Source organism: Nostoc sp., assembly GCF_036917535.1.
In the GTDB taxonomy this organism is placed as follows: Bacteria; Cyanobacteriota; Cyanobacteriia; order Cyanobacteriales; family Nostocaceae; genus Nostoc.
This window is the reverse complement of sequence record NZ_JBALDA010000113.1, coordinates 16,947-36,138: the sequence shown is the minus strand read 5'-3', so window position 1 is coordinate 36,138 and position 19,192 is coordinate 16,947. Positions and strand designations below refer to the sequence as shown.

Sequence of the window (19,192 nt, the reverse complement as noted above, 5' to 3'; positions counted from 1 at the left end):
GCTGACTTTTTTTGAGTGGAGTAGGAGGCTCAGTTATAAACTCATCATAATTCCAATATATCTGCAAACATTCAGGATCATCCCGAACGAAGTGCGCCTTTCAACCCTCCCAAAAAGCTTGCAATTTAAATAAAAATTCAACAATACTAGTGACTTATTCCTAGCCGAGATAGTTGTTGAAACTAACCCGCTTATCCTATGGCTTGCAAATACTGCTTCATCTTTCAACCCACCCCTAGCCGGGATGGTTGTTGAAACTATTTAGCGACTCAGAGGCTTGGTTCCTGGACTCCCCTTTCAACCCACCCCTAGCCGGGATGGTTGTTGAAACACGAGAAAAACCATCTGGGCGACCATCGTTACCGCTTTCAACCCACCCCTAGCCGGGATGGTTGTTGAAACTCTACCCGTCTATAACCCTTGCTATAAAAGCTTTCCATACATATAAATTGGCAGGTCTGCTTAAAAGAGTCTCGAACTGAAAATTAAAAAACTAAATGCATTCACACACTAGTTTATCAAGTCAAGACTGGATAAGGGTTTTAAAGTTTTGGCAGGACTCCAGGGATTTTGCCCCCGCTTCGACACGCCAAAAAAATATTTAGGAGGGTTCCCCCGACGAAGGGGGTGATTCAGTAGCCACCACTGGGGTAATCCGCACCGTTGCTAGAACGGTTAGGGCTTAATAAGCCTTACTTCTTATTGCAGGGAGCGCACCTATCCTGTCTTGCGACAGCAGCATCAGAAGCGGGCAGCTACAGGGTCAGAAAGCAAAACGGTCTGACAACCGTCAAACTAACCCAGATTTTTCACAGTACATTGGCTCTAAAGAACATGAACTGCGGCGCTATTATTCTTATATTATATTTTCAAGGTTCAGTGTTTTAACTAAAGTATCTCAACTTGGCGCTCTTGATAAGCAAACAAAGCTAATTCTTTTGCTTGTTCCTGTTGGCTGTCACTAATCTGCTGTGGCCCGCTTTCGATATATATTCCACTTTTTGCAGCTTGGGTTTGGATGCTCTCGATTAATCGACCGTAGCTCCAACGGTGGACGCTGACACGATAATCTTTGGCATAGTTTTGTTGACCTTCCTTGTAACCTGGAATTTTTTTCTCTGCTCTTGCTTGAACTTCGCTTTGAATGATTTCTCGCATGTCGCGGAGTTTAGGTAGAACAATGCTGCCAGCAGAGTAAGTTTTTGCGATCGCAACAATCGCATCTGCTAGTAATCTATCAACATATTGTCCTAACTCTGATTCACCAAATGAGTTTGGCGCGTTTTGTTTCTGAGCTTTGTGGCGTTCGTGTGAAAGACGTTGCTGTTGTTGTCGCTGGCGGTTAAGAAGATTGTAGTGATCACCCAGTAATTGTTTAACGCTGCGATAAGTAAGAACTTTATTGTTGGCAGCATCTACCACAGCAACTGTTGCGGGTTTATCTAGACCCAAGCTTACACCAACCAGAATATTAGATTTTCCTTGATACAGAGATTTACTGGGACGACCAGGGAAGGAGGTGTTAAGTTTGCGCCTCGTGGTTAACTCTTTTGTTAGACGAGTTACCTGATTCTTCTTTAAACTACCTTTTTGTTCCATTTTGCTGATAGTTTTGTCAGCCTGGTTGATTTTTTCAAGGCGAACTAGTTCTGTTTCCTCTTGTGTCCACAAACGTGTTTCTACAGAGCATTGAAGAATTAAGCAGTGAATCTTCCACGGTTTACCTTTACCTTTTCTTTCCTGCCAAAGCAGACGTGCAGAACGGAGAATAAATAGCCCAGAAGAGTATGTTTCTTTGTCCTCATGCCAAATTTGCCAGTCTTGGCAGAAGCGTTGAAAATAATGAAGCTGGCGGGAATCACAATAAACCTCAAATTTGGGTTCATTCATTAGTTTATTCATCCCACTAAATTTGACAAAGATACGACCTTTATCGTTTGTCAACCAAGTTAGGTCTGTATTGGTTTCATATTCAACAGGATATGGCATATAGCTATTTCCTCTCAGGAGGGTAGCTTGCCAAGATTTAGCTTCATCTTCATTTAGAGGAATTTGATTAACCACCTCTGACAAAGTTTTTAGCCACTTTTCTCCTGTTAAATCTCGCCCCTTGGGTTTCCGACTTTTGATTTGATTTTTTAAACGTTCAAGTTCTATTTCTTTTTTGCGTCTACTCTTAGCATATTGGTCGGGATCTTCATCAACCTCACTAACCTGACAGTTATTTTTGAGCAGATAGGCAAGGGCACACCGAGATAAACAGTCTTCTGTTTTATCGTAAATATCAAATAGCCCACCGAAAAGAGCAGTGTTTGAAAAGTCTTTTTTATTTTTTTTAGTCTTATTGCCTTTTTTAATTTTGGATTGCTTTTTTTTATCTTGAGTGAACTTAGCAACAAATGAAGTCAAAATTTTAGTAGATTTGACCCGAATAACATCCAAGCTACATTCACTTTCTTGCTGTAATTCCATATCACTTTTGAGCATCTTTAGCCAACGCTCTTTTCCTTCTATTTGGCGCTGTCGTCGCTTTTGTAAGGCGAACCAAGACTTATAAACTTCCTTGACTAGAGTAACTGCTGATGTGTAAAAACGACCTGGCTGGCCAGCAAAGCGCTCTTGCTTTTTGAGAGAGTCGCATATTGTCTCAATAGTGTCTTTAGGCATTTCACCTTTTTGTAACCAAGTCTCGAAATTAGGATGCTTGCCTAGTTGTTCCAATAATTCGTTAATCAGTGGTGTGTTTTTCTCAACCATCAGTTCCCAAAACAGGCGGAGGCTGTTTTCATCACTAAACAGAGGAGATTGAATAGTGATAACACTCATATTATTTCCTACTAACTTGCAATCTGACTAAGACGAACTGCTTCATAAATTTCGGAGATACTATTCCGAATATCAACTCTCATAGCTTTGGCTTTTGCTCGAATTCCGTCCGCATTTTCTTGTATATAAGTTAAATGAGTATTAATCTTGGTGACGTAATCTAAAGATGACTGAATTCGCTGAAGCTGGGCTTCTATCACTGCATAATCCAATTGAGAGTTAACGAGTTGCTGAGATGCCAACTGTTGGCGAATAATCAAAAATTGGATAGCGACATTTAGTAGCTCATGTGTAGTAGCTACCCATAAACCTTGTTCACATATCCCTTGCCCCCATTCACCAATTTCGTGAGCTAAACCATCACGAGTACGACTCAAAAATATAGCAGTATTTGCTCCACGCTTTTCCATAGCTGTGCTTAATTGCTTAGAAATTCTTCCTCGACCCCATCGTTTAGATTCTCGATTTCTCGCTTCAATCACTATTGATATTTCTGTTAGTGCTATTGAGTTTGCACTCAGCTTGATGAGAATATCTCCAGGTTCTTTATCATTACCAATATGAAAAACCTCTGCACCACAAAGCTTTGACCAATTTTGTAGTTCTACGACCACAGCTTCTTCGTAAGTTCCTCCTTTAGCAATAGTTTGCTCCAGAACAGACTCTACCACTTCTTTTTCTCGAATTTGTTTAGCTAATTGATCTAGTTCGCTAGCTAATGGTTTAACTGCTTCCTCAACTACGTTCTTAACGGCTTTAGCTAAAGTTCCGTTTTCTGTTGTGACATTATTTAACGCCTTTATAAATACGCCTTGTACTGAGCCAGAATACTGAGGATTTAACAAGTCCTGCAATTTCTTCATCACGCCGCCAAGAGTTGAAGTCTCTTTCGAGGTGTCAATCTCCTGTTGAAACAATATTCTCACTCCTTCTAGTTGTTCCGTGAGAACTGCTTTGGTTAAATTAATTTGGTTTTGTATTAGAGCAAATACTTGACCATCATCTGTACTAAGTTGACTGATTAATCTTTGCTCAAGGGTTTCAGGTATAACTCCAACAGCTTTAGAAATATCAACAAGCAAAGACTCAAACTGTCGTTTCACAAATTCTGTATCAGTAAGGGTTTGAACTCTTTGGAGGCAAAAGAATCCTGCTTCAAAAGCATTTAGGCAAGCCTTTTCTTTTTCTGATTGTGAAAGAAGTTGTAGGTAATCTACAGCTTCACGTAGGGGGATTTGCAAATCACGAATGAGAATAGAATTATCCATAACCTCGATTTTGCAAGGATTTTTGCTGATTTCAACGGTGCTGATTGAATTCATTAAACCTGTTGCCTGTTCCAATTAGTACTTCTATATCTCAGCCTAAGATTACCCTTGTAATCAGAGCAAGGGGTTTTTGGCACAATTGGTAGTGAGTAGCGATCGCCTCTGACACTTTAACTTGCTTTCAGAAAGGCTACTTCTAGCCAATAAAAGAGCAGGCGGAGGCATTTATAGCAAAGTACTGAGTGCTGAGTAAAAATCCAGTTGCTTTAAGGCTTTGAGCAATCAATACTGTCTTAACCTATGCTTCGATTGCTATACATACTCGCTTATTCTTGAGGGAAGTCAGAGGGCAAAGTAATAATTCCCTTAACAACTAGCTGTTTGAATTGATTAATCAGGTCGGCTTGCCGCAAAATTCGGGTAACGTATTTTGGTCGTCGGTGAAACTCTGTCCCCCAATCTTTAACAGTTTTTGGGCTAGTACCTGTAACCTCCGCGATCACATTTATGCAAGCTTTGCAATAATTACGTCCTGGTTCGTGAGTAACCCAACGACGACAATACTCCATCGGTTCCAGGGGCAACTGACAGAGGGTATCAATTTGATGTTTGTTTTGGTGGGATTGCCTCCCAGTTTGCATCTTGAGCGTTCGTGAGTTACTAAGGGTTACAGCAACAGAGATTTGTGGAAGTATCAAGCTACTGCACGCAAAACCCATGCTTGCTGACCTCAACTTAGGAAATATCTGCCTATAGTACAAGTATTTTAGTCACGAATCACGAGTAAATTATTCTTGAGGAAAGTCAAGAGGTAAGACTATTTTTTTGATTTGGTTGAGTTTATCCGCCATTCGTAAAATATGCGCTACATAATTCGGGCGCTTCTCGAAGTTGGAACCCCAATTACCTATAGTCCTTGGACTCAGGCCGGTTGCTTCGGTGAGAGTGGCTATGCACGCTTTTCTATACCCCCGATCATCGGGGGACATATCAACCCATTTTTTACAGTATTCCATCGGCTCCAAGGGCTTTTCACTGAGCGCGTCGATTCTATATTCAGCCCTTGGGCGATTGATGTCTATCACCCTACTTGATTTGAGTAACACACTTACTCACGATTCATGACTATTTTTTAGATATTGATGTGTTTTCATCTCGAATTGTGGTGCTATTTTTCCGTAGCTGGCGTTTTAGTTGCTTCTATCAATTACCGTCAAGTATTGCGAGTGAGGCAGACTGCGATCACATTAGCTGTGATTCTTATACGATTAGCTAAAATCCACCAAATTTTATTTTTCATTTAGTGATTGCATTTAAGTAAAGGAAAATTATTCTCTATTTAACACAACATTGCATAATTTTTGTGCAAGATCACGACGCTCATGTACAGGGTGAGGAATAGTATCTTGTATTAACCAATCTGCGATATCTTTTAGCAATTCGTAATTTTCAAGATTTATTGGTGTAGAACTATGTACAGCAGGCTCTATTTCCCGATTGATTAGAGTAACAAGATGCCAAGTCATTGGGAAATGCCATTGAACTAGTCCTTGGTTATCAAATAAATTACATAATATTCCATCTAGAAGGTCGCGTACTCCGAAAATATTAAGGTTGCCGCGTTTTAAAGAATTTCCGTCAACATGAGATTGAATATTCTGTTTTATTTGACGATAAACTAATTCATCAATTGTTTGAATTGATTTTTGCCATCTGTCGGGTATATTAAATATATATTGATATACTTCTACTCGTTCTAAAAGGTCTTTACCTGGGTGTACTTTAAGCCCAATTATAATTGGTTTTCTTAAACCTTGTTCTAAGCTAATTTTTAGATAAGTATCTGTTTGAAAACCATCTCCTCGATATGGTAAAAATATATTTTCTAATTTACGTAGATTACCTGATTTACTCCCAAGTAAATTTTTTTCCCCTTTGTTATCACTATTGCAAGTATTGCAAATAGGAACTAAATTATATGGATGACACGAAAGATGTGGGTAAAATATTTTCGTAAGGTAATGGTCTATACGGCTATAACGTTCATCGTCACATGCAGGACAGACCTTAATACGATTTAATTTTTCAAATTCTGATAGGAACTTCTCTCTTCCAAACCGTTCTAATTCAGAGCCAGAAAAAAAGGATTTAGGAAATGCACCTTTACTGTCACCTAGATACTCATCATAAAATTTAATTAAGAATTCAGTGGCAGCAATCTGCCATGATAGAGTTGGTTTATTTATGTTTGGCGTTATAGATCCAACTGGATTTTGTAAAAATTCAATTACCTCCCGATACATTTGCTTGCTCCACTGACGTTTTTCCTCAGTAGAACCTTGAGCAAATTTTTCTAAAAGCTTTAGAAATGTAAGCCTTTTTTTCCCCCAAAGCCATTTAGCAATTTGTTGATATCGTCCTCGAAATCGTCGATGTCGGCTAAAATACTTTTCACAGCTTTGCTGGTCTAACGCTGTTCTTGAGGATGCATATCTTAAAAAGCACATTTGTAAGTAAACAACATCTGTCAAACATTTTAAAGTTAGTTCTGGTAATTTAAGTTGATAAATCATTCTTTTTCAATAGCCGACAATTCTCGTCTAATTCGATAACTCCAATATCCCTGAGCTACAACAGATAATAATCCTTCTAAAGCTTGTTGCTTTTCCTCGGGTTGGCAATTTGATAAAGTGTCAAGTTCATGTTTGATACGTTCTACGCTTGACTCACCCGCAGGATGTGGCGCACCAAAAACATGTACCATAATATCACTGGGGTCAGCAGCAAGGGTTCTTATTGCAGGATTTATAGCAGTATCTGTATAACTACCATTCCTATCTAAAACTATGATATCTTCGCTAGCAACATCTGTAAGTGTGATGCTGGAATGTGTCGTAATCAAAACGTGACTGTGACATCCTTGCAATGTTTCATCCAGAAATTGAACAATTTGACGTTTCCACAAATCGTTAAAATGAACCTCTGGTTCGTCAAGTAAAATTAACGATTCGGTAGCGCTTATAAGCCGCATCAAGCACATCCTTCCCAAAAAAGTACGTTCACCATCACTAAACCATTTGAGTAAATGCAATGGTGAACTATCTACTTCTATCTCTGGATGTTTTGTGGCTGAAGGACGCTCCAGAAAAATGTTTACTTCTCTCAAAACTGATTGCCCGTCAGTATTTATGTTAGCTAGTCGAGCTAACTTTTTAAACAGATTCAGGCATGTGAAAAATTGTTCAATTATTTGTTGAGGAATTGAGTTATTTGAATTTTTTAAATCAAAAATTAGTAGGTAGTCGCTTCCTAAACGTAGTCTACGGGTAGCAATCTCTGCTAGCTTTTCTACATCGTTCCAATCACCAACATAAGCTGGTTGATGAGTTTTACGGAATTTCAAGGAGAAACCGACAAAACCATCATCTTTTATCTTTACTGCATCCAAAACTTTGAGTAATCGACGATTTTTGGGTTCAGCTAAGTCTGCTAATAAACCACAGAGGATAACTTTATCAAGTTGATGAGATTGTATAAGTAGAAATATTTGTTCTTCGTTCTGTTTGTTGATTTCTTGAGAAGTTTCATATAATGAGGAACTCAGAGGCTTTCCTGGTAATTCGCGTATAGCTAATTCTAAAGCACGCTCTGAATGAGACAAACTCTGAAAAGCTTCTAAACCTACTGTACTTTCAGAGGTTTCACGTCCCAAATTTTTCCAATCTTCTTCACCACCAGTTGTGTAGGCAAGTACCTGTTTTGGAAACAAAAAATTACTAATAGAAACTGGCTGACCGTTTTCCAAAACTTTTACAGGTGCTGTGTATTCAGTTTCTTCGTCTTCTTCATCTGGAATATTAGAGACTTTTATTCTACGTCTTTGATTACCCTCATTTAAGTCGTATTCCAGTATAAATAAATATGGAATAGGAGCTTGGGTAATGCGCTCTAATCTCTGCATTAAATCGCATAAAAGTTGCAGTACAGTTGATTTACCAGTTCCGTTTATTCCTACTAAAAAATCGAGCGCGTAGTCAGGACGACGAGCCAAAGCTATAGGATGTTCAGCTGAGGAGCTAAATTTTATATTCAAGTCTTTCAAGACTCTATATTTATCTATGTAAAGCCGTTGTAGTTTCATTGGCTCCCTCCTGTCAATACAGAACCTTGTGAGTCTAAATCCCATTTATCGCGCTCCGTGACACGACGGTAAAAAGCGATAGATTCACCAGTTTTTGTATCTGCTATGGTAACAGGTACAATTATCCCCATACACTCCAAAAGGTCAATAGTTTGTCGATTAGTGTCTGATACTTCTCCTGTATCGCTTATTTCTATATCCTCTGGCGTAAAATGTACTGCTGTCAAGCCATTATCTGGTTTTTCTGGGGTAATTAGCTCTGTTTTTTTACGTATCTTTTCCCAAATTATTGTTTGTTCTTCACTAAATATTCCAAATGGTTCCACCTCTAATAATGGAGATGGAATTTGCAGTCCAGCGATGGGAGACATTTCTAAGCGACCAAATAAGCTGTCAATGCGCTCTTGAAGCTGCCGTTGATTGCCATAAATTCTTGTTAATATTTGAGTCGGTGAATCTGCAAGGCGCAATTCTTCTTGTTTACCAATATACCGTTCTGGACGCAAATCATAAGATTGCTCTTTGATTGCATTAATCTCGACAGCCATACCTAAAAGCCTTGCTTCCGGTATCGTTGCAACTTGATTAAAAAGAGCGATCGCAATACCTCTTGCCTTTACTGATTGAGATAGTAATTTAATACCAGGATCTGAATCTTTTTTATTTTGTTTGCGTTTTTCAATAAATTCTAGTCTATTTTCAACTACAGATGATTCTGCATTAACATCTAATAGGATTTGTATACATAAACTTTGCTCTGTGGTTGCTGTCTCTAGCAAAAGGAGAGGGGGCTGTTTCTCAAACGATGGGTAGAAATGTATTAAAATTGAGGTTAGCTGTGAAGTAATACCACGGCAAACAATACCCAATAAATTTGCACCATCTGTAATTTTTCTGACTGCAATTAAGGCGTTTTCTTGATTTGGAAATTCTAATTTCGAATCTGTTTCAAAATTAACAATAAATTTTTCTAAAAAAGGTAAATCGCTATATTTTGAGGGCTGCTGAGTCAAATCTCGCCCTCTACCACTCGGATAACCATCATATTCAACCTGACAAAACCAAGTTAAATGTTCTTCGCTAGGATTACTTTTACTAAATAACAGTAAATAGGTTTGTAGAGAACTATATGGTTGAAAAGCGTCTTTTGGAAAAGAAATTACTGCTTTCAGTGAATTTTCATCAACTAACTGATGACGCAAAAACGCTTCAGCCGTACTGTTGCTAAATAATAAACCTGATGGGGCTAAAACTGCTGCTTGTCCATTTGGAGCAAGTTTTTGCAAGGCTAAGGCTAAAAGTGCCGTCTCGCTACGGCTACCAACTTTCTGTCCTAAGCTTCTTTCTGCTAAATTGGCATCAATTTTTTCACCAAAAGGAGGATTTATCAAAATTCTATCAAAGTTTGTTTTTTCTAGTTCTTCTTCTTGAAGAAAAACAGACAGAGCGTTGTGATGTAAGATTCTAGCGTTTAAGCCATGCAGTTTAATGTTTGCATAAGCAAGCTTTGCCCATTCTGAAGAGATGTCAACGCCGAGAGTCATACCTTGACGTTCATTTGAATGGTTGACCAATAACCCAGCACTACCACAGGTAAAATCTGCTAGGCTATGGGCTGGCTCGACTTTGGCAAGACAAGTCATAGTTTTAACAATATGTCGAGGTGTGGGGTAGCCTCCACCTGGGAGCATATTTGGTAGAGAAAAGACGATATGGCTATCTAAAAGTTTTGCTGCTCCTCCCACTATGTTCGCAGCCTCACTAAGCAGTTGCTTTATTTTTTCAGTATCTAAATTTGCTTGGCTTGACTTTCTAGGTTGGAGTTCCTCTTCAGAAGATTCCAGCCCATTAATTTCTAACAAAAACGCGGCGATATGCTCAATAATAGCAAGGTCGTAAGAAATTCCGACTTTGCGAAATTCTAACCAAACCTGATTAAGTAAATCCCCGATAGTTGCCATATCCTACAATTCTCCCCGAAAAGCACGCTCTAAAATTGATTGCTCAAGCATATCAAGCAACTTAGCATCTTGTTCTAAAAATCTTAGTATTTCCTCTACTTCTGTCTGAATTGTGTCAAAGTAAGCAATAATCCGTTCTTGTATTTGAGTATCTGGTAAAGGAACAGGCATCACTATAAGTTTTTGAGCATTAACATTAACTTGACCTATTGCACGGGTCAGTTGAGATTGGATGTAAGCACGACCTTGTGTTGAGTTTATATAATAATTAAGATACTTAGATTTAATTCTCGTTTGATCCGGAGTTAACCTAATAAGATATGAAGCAAATATAGCAACCATATTGCTTTCAAATACTGCACTTTTCCCAACTAAGTCTGCGCTATTTGTCCTATTAAATAGAATATCGCCCTTTTTTAAAATATATTTTTCTTGCTCGTTAGAACTAAGTTGGATATACTTGAGATTTTCAAAAGAAATTTTTCCTGTTCTTTTTATATTTACCATACGTAATATCGCAGTTCCTTCAAAATTTTCAGATGCTTTTTCTGAAATTCCATACTGCGGCTTTTTACTTAACAAAGAACCCAAAGGTATTACAGCAAATTGAGGCTTCTCTAATTCGTCATAAACTTGTTCTAAAACTATATCCATTATTTGATTCGCTTCTTTGCACATTACGTTAAGCAAGCGACGAGAGTCATTAACTTCGGTTAGCAGTGCTTCTATACGCGTAACAATTCTACTTTGGATATCGAGAGAACGTTTAGAATCATTTTTAAATGGTATAGGAATAGTTACATTTTCAAGTTCTTTCTTTGTAATATGGCGAAGTCCAACTCCACCATGCGCTTTGCATATTAATTCTTCAATTCTCCAATTAATTGCATAAATAAAAAATTTTTTAAGGCATTTGGACTCGTCTAAAACTACACGAAAAATATGTTGATTTAATACTGCTTCTCCTCGATTCCATAGATGCGCTCCAAAAGATGTTCCTGGAGTTACTGACCAGGAAATTAGAACTTCTCCATTGTTAATTTTAAATTTGGCATCAATTGGTTGATCATAATAATTGAAAGGTTTAGTTTCATTATTAAGATTTTGAATTCTAACAATCTTTAATCCACTACTTGACCACTCTGTAGGCTTGAATGCTCGTCCGTTTATTAACTGGCATATTTGACCAATTTTTTCTTCTTCCCAGGTTATATAATTGGATTTAAGTTTTTGTATCATAACGCCTCATCTTGTCTAATAATCATCTTGTGAAGGCGCTCTAAACTTTGCTGAAACTTTTGTTGATTCTCAATAATTCTAGCAGTCAACTCCAACGGATGCGGTAACTTTTCCCCTTCTAAACGATTAGGATTTCGGGCTGAAAAATCATATTCACGCTCAACCAAGGTTTTTTTATCTACAAACCAACTACTATCAGGAAATTCTTTTGGGGTTACTTTTCCCTGACTGTAATCTCGCCATAGCCGTACAATTTCCCGTCCTTCATCAAAATACTCATCTGCAATAGGATTACCTTTACTGAGTTTTTTCAAATTTTCAGGTAAAGACATTTCATAATAAAGAACTTCTTTTGTAGAACTTGAACGTTCAAAAAATAGCAATGCTGTTTTCACATCCGAATAAGGTGCAAAAGCTCCAGGAGGTAAACTAACTACTAAAAACAAATTGAAATCATTAAGTAACATTTCTTTAATAGTAGCAAAAGCACCACCTCTAAAAAGTGTTCCTTCTGGTACTACCATGCCACAACGCGCTTTACTTGATAGGTTTAATTTCTTAATAATATGTTCAACAGCTAATAGTTCCGTAGCATTACTTTTTATCGGAAAATTCTCTTGAATTTGACTATTTTCTTTTCCTCCAAAGGGAGGATTTGTAATTACAATATCAAAGCGCTCTGATACATTTTTTAAATTCTCTGCCAGTGTATTGCGTCGGCGGATATCAGGAACTCGAATGCCATGCAATACCATATTCATAATACCAAGCAGAGCCGGAAGTGCTTTTTTCTCTTGCCCCACAAAAGTATCGTACTGAAGAATTTTGTGGTCTTTAGTAGTTTTCTCATGCTTTTGCATTTGTGAATATGCTTCCACCAAAAACCCACAGGAGCCACAAAAAGGATCGTAAACCGTTTCTCCTATTTGGGGGTCAATTACCTCAACCATGAAACGAATAATAGGACGGGGTGTGTAAAATTCCCCTGCCATCTTATTTTCGCTTCCCAGTCGTTTTAGCAAGCCCTCGTAAATATGGGAAACAGTGTGAATATCATCAGGATTTTTAAAGTCAATGCTATCAATAATTTCTAATACATCTTTCAGATTATAAGGCGAAGCGCAGAGAACAACATTCCTGTCACTAAATATCCCAGAAATAACCTCACGTTCCGATGAACCGTTGAGAGTAGCTAAATAAGGTATCAGTTTTCCCCGCACAAACTGCATTAATCCATCACCATCCCATTCTGGGGTAGTGCGGCGACCGTTATCCCCTACTCTAGAACCTAACGCCTTTGGCACCCAGTTTGACCAGCGATAAGCTTCATCAACAACTCGCTTGTAGCTTCGACCTGCTAATTCAGCTTCTAGCCCAAAAATTTCTTCCTGCTCATCAAAAAATTTTAAGAACAATAACCAAGCAATATGCTCGACATACTCCATTACACCGCCACAATTATCGTCACGGCGCAGTATGTCACATGCTTTCCAGATATCATTAGTTAATTGTTCGCGGCTCACACTATTTCCTCACGGTACAAACGTTGCTGCACCTCATCTAATGCTAGACGCAGATTATTAATCGTACCAAAACGTTGAGCAACTCCTGACACTTGTCCCATTTCCCGAAAAGGCGACAATCGAAAAACTTCAGGATTCACTATTTCTTGCACACCCGCCAAGCGATATTTCTCAAGTAAGGCTAAAATAACTTCCCGTGCATCTGGTGTTCGGCTTTGCAAAAATTGTTGTTCGTAGTTCAGGAATGCTTCAACCCGCTCGTCTCTAGTGTGAATTGGTTTGCTAAAAGCGATATGCGCCAAAAGGTCAAATTGGTCTGCTCTCGGTTGCGCTAACACCTCAGCTAATACCTCAATATGGACGCTTTCAGCCTCTAATTCCTCCAAAAACGCTTGCCGCAAGCTTGAAACTGTCCAAATTTCATGGAGTTGTTTCCAATCTGGCGCACAGCCTATGATTTTGGCTTTAGTATAGTCAAAGTATTGTGCTAAGGTAAATTGCTCGCCTGTAGCCTCCATAAGAAACGTGGCTTCATCAGCAATTGTTACCTCCAACCCGTTGACGCGAATTTTACTAACAGGTATTCCTTGAGGTTTGAGTTCTATAGTAACCGTTTGGGTGGTATCTCGCTCAGTTTCAATAGTCACCTTCCTGGATCGAAATCCCTTACCAGTCACCGACAAACGAGTACTTCCAGTTGGAAGATTCTGAATAATAAAGTATCCATTATTGTCAGTGTGAATGGAACTAATTTGTTGGTTAACAGCAATTAGCGCACTGACAGAAGCACCAACCAGAAATTCTCCTGTATCACCATGAACCACAGTTCCTTCCAGGATACTGGTTCTTGCTGCTGTAGTTTCAACCGTTACTTCTTCTGGAGGAGAATCCCATTCATCAAAAAGTCGGCAAGCTCCTACATAATCGATAATCCGAAACCACTCCTTGCCTGTTACCGAATCTATCCGCGAACCTCGACCAATAATTTGCTTGAAGAGAATTGGCGAGGAAATGGGTTTCATAAAAACGATATTTCGACACGATGGCACATCAATACCAGTACTAAGCAACTCGGCAGTTGTAGCCACTACCGGAGTTATGCGATCGCTGTCTTGAAACTGGTCTAACCAAAAGCTGGCTTCACCTTCTTCTGCGATAATTGGTACTGCGTAATCTGAGTAACCGAGATCAGAAAATTCATTTTGCAGCAAACGAGCAACCAATCTGGCATGGCTCATATCCACACAAAAAACCATTGTCTTGTCCATTGACCCAAAACGCTTGAGCAAACCTGCCAAATGTTTTACCATTGCTGCGGTGCGGTCAGGCACAGTAATTTCACGTTCAAACTGTGGTGTCAAATAAACATCCCGCAACTTTGAGTTTTCAGGCACATATATTTCTGCACCTAGTACCTGTGCATCTTCGATTTGCAATCCGTTTTTATCAATGCTAGTTCTAACCTTATGTATCTTATAAGTTGCAAGGAAACCATCTTCAATTCCTTGACCAAGGCTGTAGCTGTATGCAGGCGGCTGCCAATTTCCCTTTAAAGGATCTTCGAGGTCAATGGGAATTTCAGGTTCTTCCGAGCAGAAATAAGAATATGTATCAATACTTTCACTCTGCCTTGGCGTAGCGGTCATCCCTAAATGGATAGCCTCACCAAAGTGTTGCAGAATTGCATTCCACTTGCCAAAACCAGAGCGGTGGCACTCATCAATAATAATAAGTCCAAAAAAATCATCAGGAATGCGCTTAAAAAGAGCTTCTCCATCATCTTCAGCATCAAGTGACTGGTAAAGGGCAAAGTATAACTTCCGATTGGAATTAAATCTCCCACCACGAATTAATCCCCGTGGGTCTGCTTGTCCTGTAACAAAAGCAGTAAATGCGTTATACGCTTGATTGCACAATGCTATGCGGTCTGTGATAAAGAGAACAGGTTTTTTTAGCCAACCTGATTTTCTCAGTTTCCAAACTATCTGAAAGGCAGTAAAAGTTTTTCCTGTACCCGTAGCCATTGTCAACAAAATGCGTTTTTGAGCAGCCATCATCCGCTCAATCACACGACGAATAGCCACTTCTTGAAAATAGCGGGGTTCTTTACCACAAATCGAAGCAGGACAAACAGGATACAATAGCGGATTACTTTGCTGTACTCGCATCGTTATATAAGAACTTCCAGCATCTGCAACACGGTTACTTGGGAGTTGTGCAGTTGCTTGCTTGCGATACTGCTCCCAGCGATGCCATAAATCTTTTGGTGCAGGGAATGAAGATATTTCCCGGCTTTGATTTGAGAAAAAATCAAATTCTACAAACCCATGTCCATTACTGGAGTAGGCAAAAGGCACATCTAGCATCTTAGCGTAGGATTTTGCTTGCTCTAAACCCGCACCAGCCGTATGCGTCTCATCCTTTGCCTCTAAAACGGCAATCATCTGCTCTTGATAACGCAGCAAGTAATCGACACGGCGAGGTTGTCGCCGTCGAGATTCTTCCCCAACTAAATATATTCTTCCCGCAGTAACTGGTTGTCCTTTAACAAAGTAGTGTTCGCGCTCAATTTGGCTCTCCCCCCAACCAGATAATTTAATTTGGGGGTCAATTAGTTTGGCGCGTGTGTCTGCTTCGTTATAAGGACTCATTGTTTTAGCCTCTCTGACAAAATTACAGACACCTCTAAGCCTCCGTAAACAAAAGTAATTATTATTTCATTTATATACTTAATTTTTGGCTATCGAGATGGGTGTAATACCGCAAAGTAAAGGCTGTTAAGACTACTAAGGATCAAAAGTGCGATACTCTTTCATACTCACTTCGTGAACGCGTTTCTTCATAAAAACAGCATTAACTAGTTTCAACAACGCTTTTGACGTTTCGCCATTGTCGCAAATGGTAAAAAACAATGCGGACATTCTCCTTGTACCCAATCTGCTGGAATCGGGAAGGGTGTCTCGCAGTTAGTGCATTTTGTGAGTAAGCGTAATTGATGGCGATCGCACTTCATTTTTTCCTTAAACTGCCACTCAATGCGGTGATAAGGTTGTTCTCCATAGCAAGCAGCACATAATTTAATTGGTCGGGGCTTCATCGTGATACTCTTTGATGGCAAAGTTTCCGTGAGTTTTTCAACTTCCACCTCAATAAACTTTGCTAATGCCTCTAATTCTTGTTGAGTTGGGAATGGATTGAGGTAAAGTTTTTTCCATCTTGTTACTATTGCACCGACTCCGGCTTCCTTACCAATTTGATACCCAGTCAGCAAATTAGCCCTTTCAAAGCGACCTAAAAAGTGACTTATACTTTCCCCTGGTAATGGTTCAACTGTGTTTATCCAAGCTTCAAAATTATAGATTTCGTTTGACATCTGAGTTTATAATTTTGAGGATGTATCTTTTAGCTTGCTACTAATGAATAATCTCCTTCAATACTCTCCAAAAGTGATTTATCTATTTTGTTAATGCCAGATTCTAATGCTTTAACTGCTGCATCTCTAAGAATTTGATCTAATAATCTAATTTGACCATCTGTTTTTCCCTGTAAAAGAGTTATGATTTCCTGATTATTAGCTAAATTCGATGGCTCAGGTAGTCTCAGAATTTGCTGTTCCCAAATCTTTACCGTTTTTGTAAAATTGGCTCCTAAAAGTTTTTCAAAACTGAAGTAAGATACAAAACGCCCAGCAACCTGCTCATCTTTACTAATTAAAGTATCTAGTCTACTACTTGTCCCTACCAATATGGGGACAATCTTCACCTTATCAAATAAGTCTCTAACATCTGCCAGTGTTTTAAATTGAAGACGATGAGCTTCATCAATAATCAATATTTCTACTTTACATTGCCTAATAAAATACCATGCTCTTTCTCTTAGTTGATTTTCAGTACCTCCCTTCGCCTTAAATTTTAAAGTTTCAATAATAGTTTTAAATAAAAGCGATGGACTGCAAGAGCTACCCGTTAACTCTATATATAATACCGGAACCACTGGATTTTGATTTTGTATTTTAACCGCTCTATTCTGGTAGGTATAAAAGAGAGAAGCTGTAGTTTTGCCCAGACCTGAATCTCCTACTGCTCTACCAGGTTTTCGTAACTTTCGTCTTTCATCTAACCAAGCACTGAATCTTTTTACTTGTTCAATATTTAAAATATCTGGTTGTCTAAGACGTTCAATTTCTAATTGTACTTCTTCCTTAGCCATAGTTTACAACCCTAATTCTTCACGCAATAGTTTGAAATCAACTTTTTCTATTGGCTCATCTGTTTCGGTTTTAGGTACTAATTTATCATCCTGTTCATTTTTATTCTCTTCATATCTTTGTGGTATAGGCTCTATACGTTCTTGTTCGGCCCGGTGGCGTTCAGCTTTAGTCTTACTTTTTTTATATTTTAAAAAGTTTCTGCGTCTAATTGCTTCTTCTAAAATTGAAACGTTATTGATACCTTTACCAGTATTTTCTGCTTTCTTACGCGCGTACTTAACTTCCTCAACCGACAGCCTTTCTGCTTCTAAACCAACAGCGTAGGCACGGGCTAAAAATATTTCTTTATTATTTTTGCGACCATATACTAGAACCATAGTGATGTCTCTGGGGTCGAACCTTAAGATAACTTTTTCACCTGTGTAAGCTCCTAAGTTTTCTCCTCTATAACGAAGACCAGAAAAATTGAGATAGCCATTGTCATATACAACCCGTTCGGCTGCCTTCATTAAGCAAATGTCAAGCTCTCTATCGTTCAGCAAAGTGGGAGGCATTTGCAGTCCTTTCTCCCAACGCTCAATCCGACTTTGTTTTGGAGTCAAAGGGTTGGCTTGACTTCGGGCATCAGGCTTTTGGTTATAGCTATCGACAATGTAACCAACAATTAGTTTTTCTAGTTCAGGAAGACTTATACAAGCTTTTTCTTCAGCTCCTTCTGGGCGGTCTTTAACACTTGACCCTGTGTAACCCGGCATTTCAGAAAGTAGCCCACTCATGGTTCTAAATGGCCGTTCTACAATGCCGCCATCTGAAGGTTGACTTCGCAGTATTGATTCAAAATCTAATTCGTTAGCAATCCATTCCACTAAATGTTTTGAGCGAAAATCCTTGCCACCATCGGTATAAATATATTTAGGTACACCGTAAGCACTCCACTTACATCTGAGTTCATACTCCGAACTGTACCGTTTTGGCATAATTGCATGACGCAGTGCCAAAGCGACAACTTGAGAACTGGGTGCAGCAAACCCTAAAAGTAATCCTACAATGTAGCGAGAATAACAATCTATTACTGTCGTTAATTGAGGACGGCCTATTTCCTCATCATCCTCATCCACTAATATAATGTCACCTTTAGTATGGTCAATTTGCCAAACCTGATTGCTGTACTTAATAGATATCTCTTGACCATCACGGGTTTTGATTATGTGTTCAGAACCGTGCCACCCTGGGCTGCGGCTAGTGCGAGACTTGTGCTTTTTCTCCTCAACAGGCTTTAGCCATCTTTCTACTGTTCTACTGCTGGGAGGCTTGCCATACTTTGACCAATACTTAAAGCCTTCTGTCTTTCCTTTGATTTTTATCAGCCTTTTTATCTCCCAATCTAAATCTTCCCTTTGAAATCCCTGAGCTTCCAACCTTGATATTTCTGCTATTAATTCTTTCTTGGCGAATTCGTAAGCTTGAGTCTCAATCCTTTCAGCGACCTGAGTGCGAGTCATGCGATCGCTTCCTTTGTTACCACTCTTGTAAGTTTTGAGAGTCAAGTTATACCAGTATTCGCTTTTTCTTGGCTGTCCTTTGTCTGCTCTGGGAGCTTCCGCTAAAGCAGCCATACCTTTTTCTTCCCAAGACTTAATTAAACGTCTAACCGTTCGTTCAGATTTACCAAGCTTTTTGGCTGCTTCTTCCAACCTTTTGCCGTAAGTTAGGCGATCGCAAGGTTCACGTAGATTGCGAATTATTTCTACTTTGAGTCTTTGTTCACCTGAGAGCCTCAGTTCTGAATCCTCTAAAAATCTCTGATCTAAAAACTCAACTGATTTGTCTTCTTCTACAGAGTTATCATTCTCACTCAATGACTCAACTTCAATTGAAAAGTCGAGTGTGTCTGTATACTCGTCATCGGATAGGAAGCTGTCTTCATCTTCTAGTTCAAACTGGTCATCTACACCTAAAGGACTCATCGATGTGATTTTTCATTGATTATTTGGGTACATTTATACTACTATGAAGCTGCAAAG

Annotated in this window: 12 protein-coding genes; all 12 read right to left on the bottom strand. The window is 39.0% G+C overall.

Annotated elements, in window-relative coordinates; translation table 11 throughout:
* Positions 1-888: 888 nt before the first annotated feature.
* The gene (gene cas12k, locus V7K56_RS36690; protein WP_334919076.1) at positions 889-2,826 is read right to left on the bottom strand and encodes a type V CRISPR-associated protein Cas12k; all 1,938 of its coding nucleotides are present in this window, start codon (positions 2,824-2,826) and stop codon (positions 889-891) included.
* A gap of 11 nt (positions 2,827-2,837) precedes the next feature.
* Positions 2,838-4,094 carry a hypothetical protein gene (locus V7K56_RS36685; protein ID WP_334919074.1) on the bottom strand — a complete coding sequence of 419 codons (1,257 nt, stop codon included), beginning with the start codon at positions 4,092-4,094 and terminating at the stop codon, positions 2,838-2,840.
* Between the two features lie 326 nt (positions 4,095-4,420).
* Positions 4,421-4,813 (bottom strand): hypothetical protein, encoded by a 393-nt coding sequence (locus V7K56_RS36680; RefSeq protein ID WP_442940380.1) that lies wholly within the window; start codon positions 4,811-4,813, stop codon positions 4,421-4,423.
* Positions 4,814-5,422: 609 nt separating this feature from the next.
* Positions 5,423-6,667, bottom strand: coding sequence for a hypothetical protein (locus V7K56_RS36675; protein ID WP_334919072.1), 1,245 nt, complete (start codon positions 6,665-6,667; stop codon positions 5,423-5,425).
* Complete coding sequence (locus V7K56_RS36670; protein ID WP_334919070.1) at positions 6,664-8,235, bottom strand: AAA family ATPase; 1,572 nt, start codon at positions 8,233-8,235, stop codon at positions 6,664-6,666. The genes V7K56_RS36675 and V7K56_RS36670 overlap by 4 nt, the downstream gene beginning before the upstream one ends.
* Positions 8,232-10,196, bottom strand: a complete 1,965-nt coding sequence (locus V7K56_RS36665) for an HsdM family class I SAM-dependent methyltransferase (RefSeq protein ID WP_334919068.1) — start codon at positions 10,194-10,196, stop codon at positions 8,232-8,234. The genes V7K56_RS36670 and V7K56_RS36665 overlap by 4 nt, the downstream gene beginning before the upstream one ends.
* A 3-nt stretch (positions 10,197-10,199) precedes the next feature.
* Positions 10,200-11,435, bottom strand: coding sequence for a restriction endonuclease subunit S (locus tag V7K56_RS36660; RefSeq protein ID WP_334919067.1), 1,236 nt, complete (start codon positions 11,433-11,435; stop codon positions 10,200-10,202).
* On the bottom strand, positions 11,432-12,958 hold the full coding sequence (locus V7K56_RS36655; protein ID WP_334919065.1) for a type I restriction-modification system subunit M: 1,527 nt from the start codon (positions 12,956-12,958) through the stop codon (positions 11,432-11,434). The genes V7K56_RS36660 and V7K56_RS36655 overlap by 4 nt, the downstream gene beginning before the upstream one ends.
* The gene (hsdR, locus tag V7K56_RS36650) at positions 12,955-15,609 is read right to left on the bottom strand and encodes an EcoAI/FtnUII family type I restriction enzme subunit R (RefSeq protein WP_334919063.1); all 2,655 of its coding nucleotides are present in this window, start codon (positions 15,607-15,609) and stop codon (positions 12,955-12,957) included. The genes V7K56_RS36655 and hsdR overlap by 4 nt, the downstream gene beginning before the upstream one ends.
* A 212-nt stretch (positions 15,610-15,821) precedes the next feature.
* The gene (locus tag V7K56_RS36645) at positions 15,822-16,331 is read right to left on the bottom strand and encodes a TniQ family protein (protein WP_334919061.1); all 510 of its coding nucleotides are present in this window, start codon (positions 16,329-16,331) and stop codon (positions 15,822-15,824) included.
* A gap of 29 nt (positions 16,332-16,360) precedes the next feature.
* On the bottom strand, positions 16,361-17,167 hold the full coding sequence (locus V7K56_RS36640; protein WP_334919059.1) for a TniB family NTP-binding protein: 807 nt from the start codon (positions 17,165-17,167) through the stop codon (positions 16,361-16,363).
* Between the two features lie 3 nt (positions 17,168-17,170).
* On the bottom strand, positions 17,171-19,135 hold the full coding sequence (locus V7K56_RS36635; RefSeq protein ID WP_334919057.1) for a Mu transposase C-terminal domain-containing protein: 1,965 nt from the start codon (positions 19,133-19,135) through the stop codon (positions 17,171-17,173).
* Between the last annotated feature and the right edge of the window lie 57 nt (positions 19,136-19,192).